Genomic DNA, 17011 nt, shown 5'->3' with positions numbered 1-17011 from the left:
AAAGGGTGACTGGGTCATGGACGTGGAGCGCTGGCATCCCATGCGTCGCAGGACGGTGTGTGCCCACGACGGCTGGTGGGCGGGCGTCTGCGCTAATGCTCTGACTGAGCCGAGTCCAGGCTGGTGGTGGAGAACGGGCCGGACTCGCTCGTGGTGTTGGCCCGGACAGTGGGGAAGCGCCCGGGGCGAGCGCGGTAACAGTCGTTAGTATGGAAAAGTAGGGTACGTTACTACGGATGTCAAACATGTTGCGCGCGGACTTCGGTGCTGCCGCAGCGGACCACCCGAGAGTCGGCCGGAGCCATCGGGTGCGGCTGGCCGGCCCGCGATCCGTCGACCTGAATGGCTACTCGCCGGCGAGGGGTTGCCTCACGAACTGGACTGCTATCTACAGGCGAGGTTGTCGACCGCTGCCAGCAGGGTGCGGCGTTCGCTGTCGGGAAGGGCGGGTGCGTACGGATCCAGGGCCACCCCCGCGGGGAGAATGCCTTGCCAGGCGGCGATCCAGGCCATGCGCTGGACGTATCCCTCCATGGGTTCCCGGAACGTCAGGCGGGCCAGGGCGTCCAGCCGGTCCGATGCCGCCACGAACGCCGCGGCGTCGCCGCTGGTCCAGGCGTCCAGAACCGCCACCGACCAGTCGGGGAGTGCCGCCGCGATGCCGAGCAGTGCCGCCTGGGACCCCCACATCAGGGATGGGCCGTACATCCGGTCCTCGCCGGTGAACACCAGTGCGTCCGGCGCCGCAGTCCGCGCAGTGTCAAGGAGGTCCTGACACCTCATCGCGTCGTCGAGCAGGGCGAGCTTGACGCCGCAGACCCACGGGAGGCTGAGCACCTCAGCCAGTGTCGCCGCGTCGTACTGGCAGCCACTCGCCCGTTCGTACAACACGAACGCGACCAGCGGCAGGCCCACCTTCTCGCCGAGAATCCTGTGCAGCGTGACGACCGTGTCGCGGGAGGCACCCGGCACCGGACAGACCAGCAGTGCCTGTGCCCCCGCTTCCCGCAGGCGGGTCGCGAGCGGCAGCGCGCTGGCGGGTGGCGCGCCCGCGGGCAGGGCGAGGCCGGCCACGACGGGAAGCTCCGAGGCAGTGCCGAACTCCCGGACCAGCCAGGTGAGGTCGTCGGCGCCCAGACGCCCACCCCTGCCGGTGTGGGCGCCGACGGCGATCGCGGTGCTCCCGCCCTGCCTCAGCGCGGCGGCGTAGCCGGCGACGGCCGAACGGGCGATGGTGCCGTCGGGATGGAACGGCGTAAGGGCAGCGGCGACGAGGCGCCCGCGCAGGTGATCGCGCAGCCGGTCGACGGCGGAGGGAGTCGCGTTGGTGGGGATCCCGCTACTCGGCATAACCCCTGAGTCTGCCGCGTCCGTGGGGCGAGGTGGGTTATCGCCCTGTTTCCAGCAGGGGGCGGCCGCGCCCGGCAGTGTCGGCCCGCGAGAGCCGCTCCTGAACGGCGACTGGTTCCGGCCAAGGCCGTAACGTATCCGTATGGAAAGACACGAACGCGGGGGAGCGGACAGGGTCGGTCGTGCCCTGACCTTCGGGGTCGTCGGCCCGGCGGACCTGGTGCCGCGGGTCGCCGATGTCGTGGACGCTACGCCGCAGCTCCGCGCGGTGCGGTTGCCCTACCGCCAGGAGCAGGAGACCGTACGCATCCTGCGGGAACGCGCCGACGACGTCGACGCGTGGCTTTTCACCGGCGTGGTCCCGCACGCGATTGCCGACGCCGAGCAGGCGACCAGCCTGCCCGCGGGCCACGTGTCGTACAGCGGACTGACGCTGCTCGCCGCGCTCTTCCGCCTTGCCCGCGAAGGCACCGACCTCACCCGGATCAGCATCGACACGCTCGACCCGGCCGAGGTGAGCGAGACCCTCGCGGAGGCCGGCATTGCCCAGAGTGCGGCTTTCACGATGGTCTACGAGCCGTCCGTGCGGTCTCGCGATGTGGTGGCGTTCCACCACGACGCGCGGGAGCGGCAGGACGCGACGGTCGCGATCACCTGTCTCCGGTCGGCGTACGACGTCCTCCGCAAGCAGATGCCGGTGGTCCGGCTCGCGCCGTCCCTGCGCGACATCCGGAGCGCCGTCGACGCACTCGCTCTGCGCACCCGAAACCGCCACCATTCCGACGCCCAGGTGGCGCTGGGCTTCATCGAACTCGAGAACGCCGATCCGAACCTCGAACACGACCTGGGGGAGCTGGGTGGTGCCGTGGCGAGGATCGACGCCGAACGCTACCTACTCGTCACGACGCGGGGTCCGCTGGAACGCGTGACCGACGAGTTCCGGTCCGCGCCGTTCATCGAGCGCCTCGCGGCCCGGCACCGCGTGGTGCAGGTCGGGCTCGGCATCGGGCGGTCCGCCGGCGAGGCCGCGGCCAACGCGTCACGCGCACTGGCCCGTGCCCGGGCGCAGGGCGACGTTGCGGCCGTCCTGTCGGCACCACATGATGCCGACATCGTGCTCGCCAAGGGCGGCTCGGCGAGGAGCGGGCCCACCGATCTCGGCCGGCTCGCCCAGCGGCTCGGGATGAGTCGGGGCACCCTGCTGTCGCTGCGGCAGTTCGTGGAGAGCGCTGAGGAGCAGCGCGTGACGGCGACTGAGCTGGCGCAGGCGTTCTCGATCCAGGAGCGCAGCGCACGCCGGTTGCTGAAACGGCTCGAACGCGCCGGTGCGGCCGTACCCATCGGCACCCTGAACGCCGGCCAGATGGGCCGGCCACCGGTCATCTACCGCGTCGACCTCTGAGCTCCACAGGCGCGGGTGTTCAGCCCATCCGGTCGAGCATGGCGACGGTCACCTCGTGCTCGAGCGGATGCCCAGCCGCGAACCGCTCGATCTCGGCCACGATCAGCTCACCGGCCCGCCACCGTGCGTCGAGTGTGCCGCCGGCCTGATGCGGGACCAGTAGGACGTTTGGCAGGGAACGGAACGGATGGTCGACCGGGAGCGGCTCCTCGTCGTACACGTCGAGTGCGGCGTCGATGCGCCCCGACACCAGCTCGGCGAGCAGCGCGGCCTCGTCGACCAGCCAGGACCGTGCGGTGTTGACGAGCAGTGCCTCGTCGGGAAGGAGCGCGAGCTCCCTCGCTCCCAGCAGGTGCCGGGTCTCGGGCAGGACCGGTGCGTGCAGCGCCACCACCGTGGACCCGCGGAGCAACTCGTCCAGTCCGGACCGGCGTACGCCGAGGTCCGCGGCCTCGTCCTCGCGGAGATACGGGTCGAAGACCACGACCTCGGCACCCAGCGCGCGGACCATCTGGATGTACGCCCGGCCGGTACGCGACGCTCCGACTACTCCGACGACACTCGCGGCGAGCTCCCGGCGAGGCGGCGCCGCCTGCGCCTGGGCCCATGGTGTGCCGGTCCGCATCGCGTGGTCGAAGCGGTGGATCCGGTGGAGTAGGGCCAACGTATGGGCGAGCGACGCCTCTGCGACCGCCGCCGCCATCGCCTGACCGGCCTGGGTCACCCGGACGCCGCGCGCCCAGGACGCCTCTGTCACGTACGGCTTGACGGTCGCGCCGAGGTGGGCGAGCAGGCGTAGGCGGGGCGCCGCGGCGAGGAGGTCGGAAGACAGCGGCGGGTTGCCCCAGGCCGTGACGAGGACGTCGGCCTCCGCGGCGAGCGCACTGACCACGGCCGGATCGCGGTGGTCGCCGTCGATGGTGGCTACCGCGAAACCGTCCGTGAGCCGGGACCAGGTGGTCGCGGGGAAGAAGACCTCCCGCAGCGCGACCGGGACGGCGACCGCGACGCGCGTACCCATGCGTTCCTCCTCCTCGGCCGGCCGCCCCTCACCGTAGCCAGCTGTCCAGATGTTCTGCCACGAACGCGTCGTCGGTGAGTTCGGGATAGGCCTGGCAGACTCGTGCGATCTCCTCCGCCTGCCCGGGCGAGAGGCCCTCGTCCGGGTCAAGGCACCAGGTGCCCGCCAACAGGCCTTGCCTCCGGAGCACCTCGTGCACGCCCGCGATGCAGCCCGCGAACCCACCCACCGCGTCGAAGACGGCCGCGTTTGCCTCGGTCAGTGGTGCGCTCTCGGCAAGCAGGGCCCGAAGCTCGGCGTCGTCCCCGGCCCAGGCCTGACGGGCGCGTTCGAGAAGGCGGACGGCCTGGCGGGTCCAGACCGCCCACTGGCCAAGGAGCCCGCCGACGATCCGGCGCTGGACGACCCGTTCACCGACGTCGACGGTGTAGGGGGTGAGTAAATCGGTGACGATCGTGTCGTCGTTACCGGTGTAGAGCGCGACTTCGCTCCCGCGGTCGGCCTCAGCGATGCCGCGGACCGCCTCCAGAGTGCGGTAGCGGTCGAAGGGCGCGATCTTGGCGGCGACGACGCATGGCAGGTCGGCGAGTTCACGCCAGAACCTCCGGGTGAGGTGCCGCCCGCCGACCGCCTCCTGCAGGTAGAACCCGACCACCGGCAGCACCTCACCGACCGCCTTGGCCCGCAGGAGAAGGTCCTGCTCGTCAAGGTCTCTCGAACTGGCCGGACCGAGGAGGACGGCGTGGTAGCCGAGCGCCGCGGCGAGTTCGGCCTCCCGGACGGCTTGTTGGACGTCGCCGACCGCACCCGCGATCCGCAGGAACGGCTGGTTTCCGGCGGCTTCGTCGATGGTCTCCCGGGCGAGGTCCAGCACGGGTTCGAAGAGTCCCGCAGAGCGGATCGCGAACTGCGTCGTGTGGACGCCGACCGCGACGCCGCCCGCTCCGGCCGCGACGTAGTAGCGGGTGAGCGCGCGCTGCCGGCGTTCGTCGAGTCGCCGGTCGGCGGTGAGTGCGAGCGGGTGGGCCGGAATGGCGCAGCCGTCGGCCAGCAGGCGGGCCGGGCCCGGAGGCAGTTCCTGCGCCATCAGAACCGCCCGTCCCGGCGCTGGAACTTCGTCGGTTTGTTCCAGAGCGTGCCGCCGCGTCGCAGCCAGTCGGCCTGCGCCTCGACGAGGACGCGCACCGACAGGTCGGGATAGCCGAACAGTGCGTGGCAGCGGCTCGCGTCGGACAGCAGCGCGGTCGGTGCCTCCTCACCGGTGTACGACGGTGAGGTGTCGAGGAGGTGCCCGAAGAGTTCGGCGAGCCGGCGTACCGACAGAGTCTCGGGTCCGGTGAGGTTGAGGGTGAGCGTGGGGCTCGACGCGTGCAGGAGCGACCGCAGCGTGACCTCGTTGGCGTACGCCTGCCAGACGACGTTGACGTGCCCGGTCGTGACGTCGACCGGCTCGCCGTCCTGGACCGTGCGGGCGATGTCGGCGAGGACGCCGTACCTCATGTCGACGGCGTAGTTGAGGCGCAGCAGCGCGACCCGGGTGCCGCGTTCGAGGCTGGCATACTCGAAGGCCCGCTCACGTCCGAGGCACGACATGGCGTACTCGCCGACGGGATCGGGTGGGTCGGTCTCAGTGCAGCCTCCGGTCGAGACCGGCACCAGGGGATAGACGTTGCCGGTCGAGAACGCCGCGATCCGCGCGTCGGCGTACCTCCGCGCGATCGCCGCCGGAAGGAACGCGTTGACAGCCCAGGTCTGCGCGGGCTGGCTCGCCGACCCGAACTTCGCGCCCACCATGGAGACGACGTTCCCCGCGTCGGGTAGGCGGCTGAGGTCGGCGTCGGGGGACAGGTCGAAGGTCACCGTCTCGACGCCGCGGCCGCGGAGGCGCTTCTCGACCTCGTGGTCGGTCCAGCGCGAGACGGCGATCACCCGGACGTCGGAGCGGCCGGCCGCGTCCAACCCGCGCCGGGCCAGGTGGCACAGGCTGGGCCCCATCTTGCCGCCGGCCCCCAGCACGACGAGGTCCCCCTCGAGCGCGGCCAGGTCGGCGACCAGTCGTGATGACGGCTCGGCGAGCCGTTGCTCCAGGTCCTCCTCGGACTCGAACACCCTCGTCTCCTTCTCGTCGCGGCCCAGACCGCCACCGCGCTGCTGACGTCCGCGCCTGACTAACGGTCGAGACCGTATCTGTCGGAAGGTCCGGCCGTCAACGCCCGTCCCGCGGCCTTGACGAACGCCATTGACACGAACCAAGCGCCGGTCCTACGGTCAGGACCGTAATTCCCCCCGGCTTGGCGTGACACCTGGCTCGCAAAACCTTTGAGGGGCATCCCATGACGTCTTCAGGCAACGCCGTATCCGCGTTCTCCACCGGGTACCGCACCACCCGCCGCGACCTCCTGCGTGGCACGAGCTTCCTTGCCCTCGCCGCCGGTGCTTCCGCGCTGACCGGCTGCTCACTGTTCGAAGAAAGCTCCGACGTCGGATCGACCGGCGAGAAGGGCAAGGGCAAGCCCGCGCAGGTGATGCGCATGGGCTTCCCGAACTTCCCGGTGATCGACCCGCAGGTCATCACCAACGGCATGTGGCTCGCCCTGCGCGGCGTCTTCGAAGGTCTCATCGCGCAGAATCCCAAGGGCAGCGACGTCGTGCCGGCGGTGGCGGAGAAGTGGACGGTGTCGCCGGACGGCCTGACCTACACCTTCTCGCTGCGTACGAACGCCAAGTGGTCGAACGGCGACCCGGTGGTGGCCTCGGACTTCGAACGCACGTTGAAGCGGTTGTTCACGCCCAGCCAGGCCTCGGCCGGCGGGACCACGATGGGGGCCAACTCCTACCAGGCGGCGACCGGCATCAAGGGAGCCGTGGAGTTCCTCGGTGGCACACTCACCGACTGGTCCCAGGTCGGCGTCAAGGCGACCGGCGACCACGAGCTGCAGTTCACGCTGGCGAACCCCAACCCCGGCTTCCTGCTCGGACTCACCCACCCCTCGATGCTGCCCCTCCACATGGACTCCGTGGAGGGCAAGCCGAAGGAGTGGCAGAACGCCGGCACGCTGGTGTCCAACGGGCCGTTCAAGGTCTCGAAGTGGACCCAGAACTCCGCGATGTCCCTGACGCCCAACGAGCACTACTGGGACAAGGGGAAGGTCTTCCTCAGCCGGATCGACATCGAGCTGCAGGAGTCGGTGGCCACGGGCACCGCGACCGTGCCGTACGAGAACGACGAGGTCGACATCGTCGCGATCGTCGACGCCGACGCGATCAGGTTCCAGAAGGATCCGACGCTGTCGAAGCAGGTGCGGTCGGTTCCGACATACTCCATCGCCTACCTCGCCAAGCTCCGCAGCAGCAACCCCGCACTCGACGACGTGCGGGTACGCAAGGCGCTCTCGCTGGCCGCCGGTCGGGCCGACCTCGCCGAGATCGGTCCCGGACTGCGGCCCGGCACCAGCCTGGTCGTCGACGACGTGCCCGGCTGGGACGAGAGTCTGGCGCTGAAGGAGGACGTAGCCGAGGCGAAGCGGCTCCTCGCCGAGGCGGGCTTCCCCGACGGCAAGGGACTCCCGACCGTGCGGATCCTGGCCGGTGTCCAGTCACCCCTGATCGACGGGCTCATCGACGCCTGGAAGAAGAACCTCGGCATCCAGGCCAAGGCCGACATCGTGGAGGCCGGGGTCTATGTCGAGCGGCGCTGGCAGGTCCAGGCGGGCGACTACATCGGTTACTACTTCGGGACGTTCGCGGGCCTGCACACCTGGCCGGTCATGGTCGGCGTGCTCTGGTCGCCGCTGGACGTACAGAAGCTCGGCCTGCCCGCCAACATCTGGAAGCAGTACCAGCAGACGGAGACCAACACCAAGCTCAAACCAGCCGAGCGCACCAAGCAGCTGGAGGACCTGCTCAGCAAGAACGCCACACCTCAGACGCGTCAGCTCGCCGAGCTGGTCGAGAAGGCGTCCGCCACCCGGGACGAGCAGGAGCAGCTCGCGCTCTTCAAGCAGGCCGCCAAGCTGCGTGACGAGCAGTTCCTGTACGTTCCGCTGACGTGGGGCGACGCGATGTTCGCGGTCCGCCCGACGGTGAAGGGCCTCAACCTTCGTGCCGCCCCTGAGTTCTTCTACTTCAAGGGCATCAGCATCGAGAAGGGTGCGGCATGAGTGAGCGAAGCGAGCGAATCGTTCAACACAGCGCTTGGGGGGCCTCATGCGCGCCCGGAGCGAAGCGAGGACGCGCATGAGCGACTTGCGGGTTGGGCTGGTCGGAGTCAACACCTCGCACGCGGGAGCATATGCCCGGCTGCTCAACGAGCGTGGTGTCGTCGAGGGTGCGCGGGTCGCCTGGGTGTGGGGCGGTGAGCTCCGCTCCGACCAGCCCGATGCTGCGACGCTGGCCGAGAGGTACGACATCCCGCACGTGGCCACCGAGCCGACGGAGCGGTTGAGCGAGACCGACCTGGTGCTCGTCGTCGACGACACCGGGGGAGGGGCCCACCACGTCCCGCTCGCCCGGCCCTTCGTGGACGCGGGCATCCCGGCGTTCCTCGACAAGCCGATGGCGGTGGACCTCGCGGAGGCGAAGGAGCTGTTCGCGCTGGCGGCGAAGCGGAGCACCCCGGTGACCAGCTCGTCGGCGCTGAGGTTCGCGGTCGAGCTCGACGCCGAACGCGAGCGGCTCGCCGCGCTCGGCGCGCTGTCGTCGGTGGTCAGTGTGGGGCCAGGTGAGTGGTACTACTACGGCGTCCACGCCGTCGAGCAGTTGTACGCCGTCGCCGGGGCCGGAGTCGAGTGGGTCCAGCGCTTCACCTGGCCCGACCGCGACGTGGCGGTCCTGTCGTACGCCGATGGTGGTCCGAGCGCTGTCGTGCAGACGTTGCGCGACGCGTCGTACGCGTTCCACATCACCGCGTACGGCAAGGAGGACCTCCACGCCGTCCGGATCGCCGACTTCGACGGGTTCTACACCGGCCAGGTGCGGGCCGCGGCGGAGATGGCGCGCACGGGCACGCCGCCGATCGCCCCGGAGGAGACGCTCGAACTCCTCGCGGTGCTGCGGGCCGGCGTGCTCTCCGCCGAGCGTGACGGCGCCCGGGTGCGCGTGGCCGACGTACTCGACGGGGCCTGAGCACGGTGGGCACCGGGTTCCTCGGCTACCTCGCCAGGCGCGTGGGGCGCGTGGTGCTGTCGTTGGTCGCGGTCTCGCTCATCACGTTCACCCTGCTGCAGCTGGCGCCGGGCAACTTCGCCGACATCCAGCGGATCAGCAGCGGGGCGACGACGATCGGGTCGGCGGGCACGGAGGACGTGGTCAACGCGTTCGAGTCGAGGTACGGCGCCGACGTCCCGCAGTGGAAGCAGTACCTCATCTTCATGAAGGGCGCGGTGACCTGGGACTTCGGTCCGTCGTACAAGTACCCGACGCTGGACGTCCAGGAGATCATCGCCACGGCGTTCCCGATCTCGGCGACGCTCGCGCTGCTCTCAGTCATCCTGGCGCTGCTGATCGCGTTGCCGATCGGCGTCTTCGCCGCGCTGCGGCAGAACTCCCCGGCTGACCACGGGATGATGTTCCTGGTCACGCTGGGGCACGCGTTGCCGGGATTCCTCAGCGCGGCGTTCCTGGTCCTGCTGTTCACCGCGACCCTCCACCTGCTGCCGTCGAGTGGGTGGCAGGGCCCACAGAACCTCCTGATGCCGGTGCTGGCGCTGGCCATCGGTCCGGCCGCGGTCCTCGCGCGGTATGTGCGGTCGAGCATGCTCGAGACCCTGCGGGAGGAGTACGTCACGGCGGCGTTCGCCAAAGGTGGACCGCGGCGCACCGTCATCATCCGGCACGCGCTGCGTAACTCACTCATCCCGCTGGTCACTGTGGTCGGCCCGTTGCTGGCAAGCCTGATGACGGGCACCGTCTTCATCGAGGCGCTGTTCCGCATTCCCGGTCTCGGGTTGTACTTCGCGACGGCCGCGGCCAGCCGGGACATGCCGCTGCTGATGGGCAGCACGCTCTTCTTCGCGGTGATCCTGATGGTCACCAACCTGCTGGTCGATCTGGTGTACGGCGTTCTCGACCCGAGGATCCGCGCGGATGGCGGGGGCGGGCCGCGGCGGGCGGGGACCGGATCAGGCAAGGACAGTGCGGGCCGGAACGGCAAGGACAAGGACAGGGGGTGGGTACGATCGCGACGTCGGAAACTCTCGCCACCGATCTCGGCGCAGGAAGTCCAGTAGCCGACGCACCCCGGCCGCGCGGCCAGTGGGCCCGGGCCTGGGATCGATTCCGCTCCAACCGGCTCGCGTTCGTGAGCCTGATCTTCTGTGGCCTGCTCGTGCTTCTGGCGCTAGCCGCGCCGTGGGTCGCTACGCATCACTACGCCGAGACCGACTACAACGCACGCCTCACGCCGATTGGTACGCCGGGGCATCTGCTCGGCACCGACCTGCTGGGTCGCGACGTCGCCAGCCGGCTGATCTACGGCCTGCGAACGGCGTTGTTCGTGGCGTTCGGCGCGGAGCTGACCGCGCTCGTGCTCGCGTTGCTCATCGGGCTGGTCGCGGGCTACCGCGGCGGCCGGATCGAGCAGGTGTTGATGGGCTTCACCGACGTGATGTACGCGTTCCCGAGCTATCTCTTCGCGGTCGTACTGGTCACGGTGCTCGGGCGCAGTCTCTTCGCCCTGATCCTCGCCATCGGCATCGCGTCGTGGGTGACGCAGGCCCGGCTGGTGCGCGCGCAGGTGCTTGCCCTGAAACAACGTGACTATGTCGAGGCCGCCCGCGCGATGGGGGCGCGTGGCCCGACGATCGCTGTCAAGTACATCTTGCCGAACGCCATCGGGCCCATCCTGGTGACGACCAGCTTCGCCATCCCGGCCGCGATCGCCGCGGAGGCGGGCCTCGCGCTACTGGGGCTCGGTGTCCAGCCACCCACGCCGTCGTGGGGAGCGATGATCACCGACGGTATGAAGTACCTCCTGGCGGCGCCGCACATGATGGTGTTCCCGGCGGTGCTCTTCGCGCTCACGCTGCTGGCGTTCACCTGGGTGGGCGACGGACTGCGGGACGCCTTCGACGCGAGTGGTGAGCAACGATGACGGGTCCCCTGCTGTCGGTGCGCGACCTGCGCACACACTTCGTCCGTGGCAAGGAGACCTTGCGCGCGGTGCAGGGAGTCAGCTTCGACGTCGAGCCGGGCCGCGCGCTCGCGATTGTGGGGGAGAGCGGGAGTGGCAAGACCGTCACCGCGCGAAGTCTGCTGAGACTGCTGCCGCGGACGGCGCGGATCGCCAATGGGCAGGCGATCCTGCGGGTTCCCAAGCGGGCTGGAGCGTCCGGGGGCCACCGGCGAGGTTCCGGGTCGGCCTCTGACGCGCACCGGGAGGTCGATCTGCTGGCGCTGCCCGAACGCGAGTTACGCCGGGTGCGTGGCCGCGAGGTTGGCATGGTGTTCCAGAACGCCATGGAGGCGATGAATCCCACGCTGACCCTCGAACGCCAGCTCACCGAACACCTACTGTGGCACGGGATCTGCGGCAAGACCGAGGCGCGCGAGCGGGCGGTGCGCGCCCTGGGCGACGTCGGGATTCCCGAGCCGGAACGCCGGATCCGTACGTACCCCTTCCAGCTGTCGGGTGGCATGCGCCAGCGGGCGATGATCGCGATGGCGATGCTGACCGAGCCGGCTCTGCTGATCGCCGACGAACCAACGACGGCGGTGGACGTGACGGTGCAGCGGCAGATCCTCGACCTGCTGGTCGAGGTCAAGAATCGCGGAACCGGCATCGTGATGATCACCCACGATCTCGGTGTGGCCCGCTACTTCTGCGACGACGTGGTGGTGATGTACGCCGGCCGGGTGGTGGAGCGGGCACCGACGACCGCGTTGCTCGACGAGCCTCAACACCCTTATTCCGTTGGCCTGCTGGGCTCCAGCGTCGAGCTCGGCGATAGGGCGCGGCCGTTGCTGCCGATCCCCGGTAGCCCGCCCGACCTGGCGAGGCTGCCGTCGGGATGCGCCTTCCATCCACGGTGCGGGCGAGCCGAACTCCCGCGCTGCCAGACCGACCAGGATCTGGTGACGCTGACCGACGGCAGGGAAACGGCCTGTTGGAAGGCGGTGGCAGATGCCTGACGCCGGTGAGGTGCTGGTCCGTGCGGAAAGCGTCAGTAAGGTCTTCTCGAGTCGCGCTGGTGACGTGCGCGCGGTCGACGAGCTGAGTTTTGAGATCATGCGTGGCGAGACGCTCGGCCTGGTGGGCGAGAGCGGCAGCGGCAAGTCGACGGTGGCCCGGCTGGTGATGGGGTTGCAGCCGCCGACGGAGGGCAGGGTTCTCTTCGACGGCGCCGATCTCGCGTCCGTGCGGGGCCGGGAGATGCGCGCGCTGCGGCGCCGGATGCAGATGGTCTTCCAGAACCCCTACGGCTCCCTGCTTCCGCACTACACCGCGGCCGCCAACGTCGCCGAACCCCTGCGCCTGCACAAGATCGGCGACCAGGATTCCCGGCGCAAGGAGGCCTTGCGGCTGCTGGACATGGTGGGGGTCAACCCCCGCTTCGCCGACCTGTATCCGAGGCAGTTCTCCGGCGGCCAGCAGCAGCGGATCGCGATCGCGCGGGCGCTGGCGCTCAACCCCGACCTGCTGGTGTGTGACGAGCCGACGTCCGCGCTCGACGTGTCGATCCAGGCGCAGATCCTCAAGCTGCTGGTCGACCTGCGCGAAAGCCTCGGCCTGACCTGCCTGTTCATCTCTCACAACCTCGCGGTGGTCGAGCGCCTCGCCACCAGGGTCGCGGTGATGAACCACGGCCAGCTGGTGGAGCTGGCGCCGGCCGAGCAGCTTTTCCACACGCCCCAGCACTCGTACACGCAAACACTCCTCGCGGCCGTTCTCCCCGTACGCGGTGCGAAGGCCGCGACGCTCGTCGACGCACCACCGGTGCCTGAGGAGGAAGTCACGTGAGTTCGACCAGCCCGATCGTGGTGGTGCTTGACCAGGAGATCGTGGCGGCCGCGCACGCTGCCGGCGAGAACGCCTGGTGGCTCTACTGCACGGAGGTCCTCGACCACCTGCGCCTGCCGTACACCGTGATCGGACCGGAGGAGGCGGCCGGCCGGCTGGCCACCGGCGACGTGGTGGCGGTGTACCCCCACGAGGGCCGGCTGGTGACGAGTGCCGGCGAGACAGCATTTGACCCGGGTATCTGGCAGCGGATCGTCGAGATCCAGCAGGGAGTTCCGGTCGAGAAGGACGGCACCCCCGCACCCGACGGCTCCAGCCCGGTCGACGACGGCCTGCTCAAGTGCGATGACGGGATCACCCTGTCGTACGTCACCGACCGGGCGGTGCCACCCGGCGAGGCCACCGTCGAGGGCGAGTTTCCCCACGTGTATCCGCCAGAGGCGGCGCCGCCGATGTTCCATCAGGCGATGGCCGACCGGCTGAGACTGGACTTCCTGGCCCTGGTCTTCGATGCCGCCGCCGGTGTCAACCTGGTCTTGCCGTGGCTGCACTACTGGCCGGCCGGCGTACCCGCGGTCGCCCACATGTCGCACGACTCCGACGGCAACGTTTCCGAGCAGGCGGCCAGTGGGCTCGACGTCTTCGACCAGGCGGGCGTCAAGGTCACCTGGTGCCACTGTTTCCCGGGCGGGTACACCCCGGAAATCGTCGCGGAGATCGCCGCGCGTGGGCACGAGCAGGCGTTGCACTACAACGCGATGGGCGACGCCGACATCGCCTCCTGGGGTTGGCCGCAGCTGCGGGCGCAGTACGCGTGGGCCCAGGCGCTCACCGGCCGGGACGGCATCGTCTCGAACAAGAACCACTACACCCGCTGGGAGGGTTGGGACGAGTTCTTCCTGTGGTGCGAGCGGATCGGGATCCAGATCGACCAGTCGCGCGGGCCGAGCAAGCAGGGCAACGTCGGATTTCCGTTCGGCTCGTGCCATCTGTGGTTCCCGATCGCAGGGGCCGCCGAGCTTAACCGGCGGATCGATGTGCTCGAGCTTCCGCTGCACACGCAGGACCTCGCCTGGGCCAGCCACATTTCGATCCGGGACGTCATTCTCGACGAGGTCCTCGCTCTCCACGGTGTCGCGCACTTCCTGTTCCATTCCGCCCACCTGCACACCAAGCCCGACGTCGCGGAGGCCTGCCGCCAGGTGGCGGCCGAGGCGCGGCGCCGGGGCATGCCGTGGTGGACCAGTGAGCAGCTCAACAGCTGGGAACGCGGTCGGCGCGGTGTTCAACTCGCCGTTTCGTCCGCCGATGGGGAGCTCCGGGTCGAGATCACCGCGGAGCAGGCGGTGAAGGGGGCCGGAGTGTTGCTTGCGGTGCCAGGGCTTGCCGAGAACGCTGCGTTCGTTGTGGTGTCTGGTGCCGCCAGGGCGAGCGTCGTGACCCGGCACGGACGCCTGCTGCTTGAGCTCGCCGCTGACCTTCCGGCGGGTACGTCGTCATTCACCGTGCGGCCAACCGGCTAGCGGTCCACGCCGGGCGGGCTCGCGGGGGTGAGCCGCCGCCCGGCGATGGACGGGTGGCCTCGGTCGGCTCTCAGGGAAAGAGGGTGTGTACCAATGTCTCACCAGTCCGAACCATCCAGCGGTCCGTTCCTGCCGGCCGCTGCCGCTCGCCCCGCCGGTGGCGGGGGCCGGAGCCGGCGCGGGTTCCTCCGTCAGGCTGGCCTTGCCGCGCTGGTCGCCGGTGGCGGTGGCGTGCTCGGTGGGGGACTTGTCAACGTCGCCTTGCCTGGCGTGGCCCGCGCGGCGGCGTACGACTACACGGCCCGGGCGACTTTCGACGCCTTCGACCGCGCGTTCCACGACAGTGGTGTCTCCGGGCAGCCGGACGAACCCAACGAGCACGGCGGTCTTGCGTGGGGTCAGTCCTATGCGCTGCTCGGGTTCGTCCGGATGTACGAGGCGTACCGCGACACCTACTACCTCGATCGGATCATCCACAACGTCGACCTGATGCTCGCGACCCGCGACAGCGTCCGTGGCGTCGCCGACTACAGCGGCCGGTCACAGCCGGCGTGGCGGGCGATGCATCCTTACACGGTTGGTGTCGCGCGGCTCACTGACGGCGCGGGGCAGCCGGTGCTCGAGGTCCGCAGCGCCCTGGCCTACGCCGACCTGGCGACTGCCACGGTGCGGGCCGGCAGCGGCGACGGGCGCTTCACGCTGGAGGTCAGGAACCGCAACTACGCACGGGTCGATACGTTCACCGACGTCACGATGGATCCGGCGAGCCCTGACTACGTGGTCAGGCGGATCTATGCGGCCTATCCGTCGACGACAATGGTCACGGCACGAGACCTGCGCACCGATCCTTCGGCGGCGGGCATGCCGGCCCAGGGGGTTGTCGCGCTCGAGTCCCAGCCGGTGATCTTCGCGGTGCACACGGGCATGATCACCTATCCGCTGGCCGCTTTCGTGCGGCTGGTCTATGGCGATCCGCAGCTGCGGAAGACGCCGCGTTACAAGGCGAAGGCCGACGAGTACCTCGCTGCCGTGGTCGATGCGGTCGCCGTTCACGACCCGGAGTGGCGGCAGGGTGAGGGTGGCGCCGGGGCCGGCGTCGGCGCCGGCGTCGGCGCCGGCTATTTCCAGTGGCCCAAGGGCATGCCGGTGCCCTATGACGGCACCGCCCAGCCGATCAACCAGAGTGTGGCCCTGGGATGCACGTATGCGGAGCTCGCGAAGGCAACCGGCAGTGCGGCGTACCGCGAGCGGGTGCTTGGGTTGGCGACGATGTACGCCGCGCAACTGGAGGTTGACGGGGGCGGCGCCTACATCTGGCCGTACTGGCCGAAGTTCAGTCAGGTCTATCTGGGCTATGCCAAGACGGGGGATCCGGCGACCGATATCTCCGCGTACACCCCGGCGTATGGTCGGCCTGGTGCGGGTAACCGGCAGTACGAAGACCTGAGCCATGGCGCCATCGACGTCGAGTTCGCCGTGCTCGCTTTCCGTTACGGCATGGCCTTCCGCGGTGTTGACCTGGTGAGGTTCGCGCGGACGTACACCCGCAATCTCGCCACCACCGACGGCGACATCGCGACGAGCTTCGTCCGGGTCGACGGCACGGGTGGACTCGCACCATCCGGGCAGTACCTTCAGGCGCCGCGTTGGATGCAGGCCGCACCATGGGGTGAGCGGGTGTTTGACCACGCCCGGGCGATCTATGACGATCGTGATGTCCAGCCGGGCTTCGGGTCCGGGCTGCTCAGCGTTGCCTACCTCAACTGGTACGCCCGCCGGTCGTGAACGGCGCCCGCCGACGGGAAGGGACGGTCGGGACTGGCCTGGCAGGAAGGTCCGGTCGGCGGGAAGGGGCCGGTCGGCGGAAATCGGTGTGGTCGATCGCCGACCCACCCACCCACCCACCCAGTCAGGAGCCAGCAGCTTGATGGGAAGACAGAAGGCGGGCTGCGGGTGCCGACCTGAAATCGATCGGATATGCCGGCAGGTCCGCGGGCCGGCCCTTCTCTGCAAGGGCTCTCAGGCCTGCCGGCGTGTTGTGTTGTCCCGCATCTTCTCCGCGCCGTATAGAACGGCGAGGATCTGGGTAGCTGGGTTCTGTGTCATCGATGCAGGTCGGGCCATGGGGTGAGCGGGTGTTCGACCATTCCCGGGCGATCTATGACGACCATGATGTCCAGCAGGGCTTCGGGTCAGCGCTGCTCTGTAGTGCCTACCTCAACTGGTGGGCCCGCCGGTCGTGAACGGCGCCCACCGGCGGAAGGGGACGGTCGGCGGGAAAACTGAAGGCGGGCTGCGGGTGCCGACCTGAAATCGCTCGGATATGCCGGCAGGCTCGATAGCCCTTCCTTTCAAGGGCTCTCGAGCCTGCTGTCTTGTTTGCTTGTGGCTTCCCCGTGCGCCGGTTAGAACGGCGGCGGATCCGGATCGGCGGGTTCCACGGGATCGGTAAGTCGTGGTGGGGTGACCTCGTACTGCCGTCCGTGTGGGTCGGTGTAGGTGAGGTGGCCTGGGCTGGTTTGTTCGACTTTCCAGTCGCCTTCGGTTTTCACGCGGTGGTGGCGTCGGCAGAGTGGTGCCATGTTCGCGACGGAGGTTTCGCCGCCTTGGGCGTAGGGTTTGGTGTGGTCGAGGTCGCAGCTGATTGCTGGGCGTCTGCAGAGCATCCAGGTGCAGCGTTGGTTGAGTGACTGCACGAACTCTGCCGGGAGTCCGCGGAGGAAGCGTTTCGCCAGTGGATGCAGGCTCAGCAGCTGCCC

15 protein-coding genes are annotated in these 17011 nt (G+C 69.4%); 10 read left to right on the top strand and 5 right to left on the bottom strand.

All coding sequences use genetic code 11. The features are described from left to right. Nucleotides 1-384 precede the first annotated feature (384 nt). Entirely contained in the window at nt 385-1350 is a 966-nt protein-coding gene (locus B141_RS0112880; protein ID WP_020575582.1) for a dihydrodipicolinate synthase family protein, read from the bottom strand. Between the two features lie 142 nt (nt 1351-1492). Between B141_RS0112880 and B141_RS0112875 the strand changes: the two genes are divergently transcribed. Then, nucleotides 1493-2752: an HTH domain-containing protein gene (locus B141_RS0112875; RefSeq protein ID WP_020575581.1), complete on the top strand. Its 1260-nt coding sequence runs from the start codon at nt 1493-1495 to the stop codon at nt 2750-2752. 19 nt (nt 2753-2771) lie between these two features. Here B141_RS0112875 and B141_RS0112870 read toward each other — a convergent pair whose 3' ends face one another. From B141_RS0112870 to B141_RS0112860, 3 genes are read right to left on the bottom strand one after another with little or no spacing between them, the layout of a single operon-like run. Then, nucleotides 2772-3773, bottom strand: coding sequence for a hydroxyacid dehydrogenase (locus tag B141_RS0112870; RefSeq protein WP_020575580.1), 1002 nt, complete (start codon nt 3771-3773; stop codon nt 2772-2774). 28 nt (nt 3774-3801) lie between these two features. Next, nucleotides 3802-4860, bottom strand: coding sequence for a dihydrodipicolinate synthase family protein (locus B141_RS0112865; RefSeq protein ID WP_020575579.1), 1059 nt, complete (start codon nt 4858-4860; stop codon nt 3802-3804). Then, complete coding sequence (locus tag B141_RS0112860; RefSeq protein ID WP_020575578.1) at nt 4860-5882, bottom strand: NAD-dependent epimerase/dehydratase family protein; 1023 nt, start codon at nt 5880-5882, stop codon at nt 4860-4862. The genes B141_RS0112865 and B141_RS0112860 overlap by 1 nt, the downstream gene beginning before the upstream one ends. 224 nt (nt 5883-6106) lie before the next feature. Between B141_RS0112860 and B141_RS0112855 the strand changes: the two genes are divergently transcribed. The 9 genes from B141_RS0112855 (at nt 6107) to B141_RS52245 (ending at nt 16495) form a co-directional block, all read left to right on the top strand. Then, nucleotides 6107-7933 (top strand): peptide ABC transporter substrate-binding protein, encoded by a 1827-nt coding sequence (locus B141_RS0112855; RefSeq protein ID WP_020575577.1) that lies wholly within the window; start codon nt 6107-6109, stop codon nt 7931-7933. A 76-nt stretch (nt 7934-8009) separates the two neighbouring features. Continuing rightward, entirely contained in the window at nt 8010-8897 is an 888-nt protein-coding gene (locus B141_RS0112850) for a Gfo/Idh/MocA family protein (RefSeq protein WP_020575576.1), read from the top strand. A 5-nt stretch (nt 8898-8902) separates the two neighbouring features. Continuing rightward, nucleotides 8903-10000 (top strand): ABC transporter permease, encoded by a 1098-nt coding sequence (locus B141_RS0112845; RefSeq protein WP_020575575.1) that lies wholly within the window; start codon nt 8903-8905, stop codon nt 9998-10000. Further along, nucleotides 9940-10863, top strand: coding sequence for an ABC transporter permease (locus B141_RS0112840; RefSeq protein WP_020575574.1), 924 nt, complete (start codon nt 9940-9942; stop codon nt 10861-10863). The genes B141_RS0112845 and B141_RS0112840 overlap by 61 nt, the downstream gene beginning before the upstream one ends. Then, nucleotides 10860-11900 carry an ABC transporter ATP-binding protein gene (locus B141_RS0112835; protein ID WP_020575573.1) on the top strand — a complete coding sequence of 347 codons (1041 nt, stop codon included), beginning with the start codon at nt 10860-10862 and terminating at the stop codon, nt 11898-11900. The genes B141_RS0112840 and B141_RS0112835 overlap by 4 nt, the downstream gene beginning before the upstream one ends. Then, nucleotides 11893-12729 carry an ATP-binding cassette domain-containing protein gene (locus tag B141_RS0112830; RefSeq protein WP_020575572.1) on the top strand — a complete coding sequence of 279 codons (837 nt, stop codon included), beginning with the start codon at nt 11893-11895 and terminating at the stop codon, nt 12727-12729. Before B141_RS0112835 ends, B141_RS0112830 begins: the two co-directional genes overlap by 8 nt. Continuing rightward, complete coding sequence (locus B141_RS40360; RefSeq protein ID WP_020575571.1) at nt 12726-14252, top strand: polysaccharide deacetylase family protein; 1527 nt, start codon at nt 12726-12728, stop codon at nt 14250-14252. Before B141_RS0112830 ends, B141_RS40360 begins: the two co-directional genes overlap by 4 nt. Nucleotides 14253-14345: 93 nt before the next feature. Continuing rightward, entirely contained in the window at nt 14346-16037 is a 1692-nt protein-coding gene (locus tag B141_RS0112820; RefSeq protein ID WP_020575570.1) for a hypothetical protein, read from the top strand. 323 nt (nt 16038-16360) lie between these two features. Further along, nucleotides 16361-16495 (top strand): hypothetical protein, encoded by a 135-nt coding sequence (locus B141_RS52245; RefSeq protein WP_020575569.1) that lies wholly within the window; start codon nt 16361-16363, stop codon nt 16493-16495. Between the two features lie 162 nt (nt 16496-16657). On the opposite strand, the gene B141_RS0112810 is transcribed toward B141_RS52245, so the two are convergent. Beyond that, a partial coding sequence (locus B141_RS0112810) for an HNH endonuclease (RefSeq protein WP_020575568.1) occupies nt 16658-17011 on the bottom strand: 354 nt, incomplete at its 5' end.

The sequence above is a fragment of the Actinopolymorpha alba DSM 45243 genome, from assembly GCF_000373925.1.
Classification (GTDB): Bacteria; Actinomycetota; Actinomycetes; order Propionibacteriales; family Actinopolymorphaceae; genus Actinopolymorpha; species Actinopolymorpha alba.
This window is presented reverse-complemented; position numbering and strand designations above follow the sequence as displayed.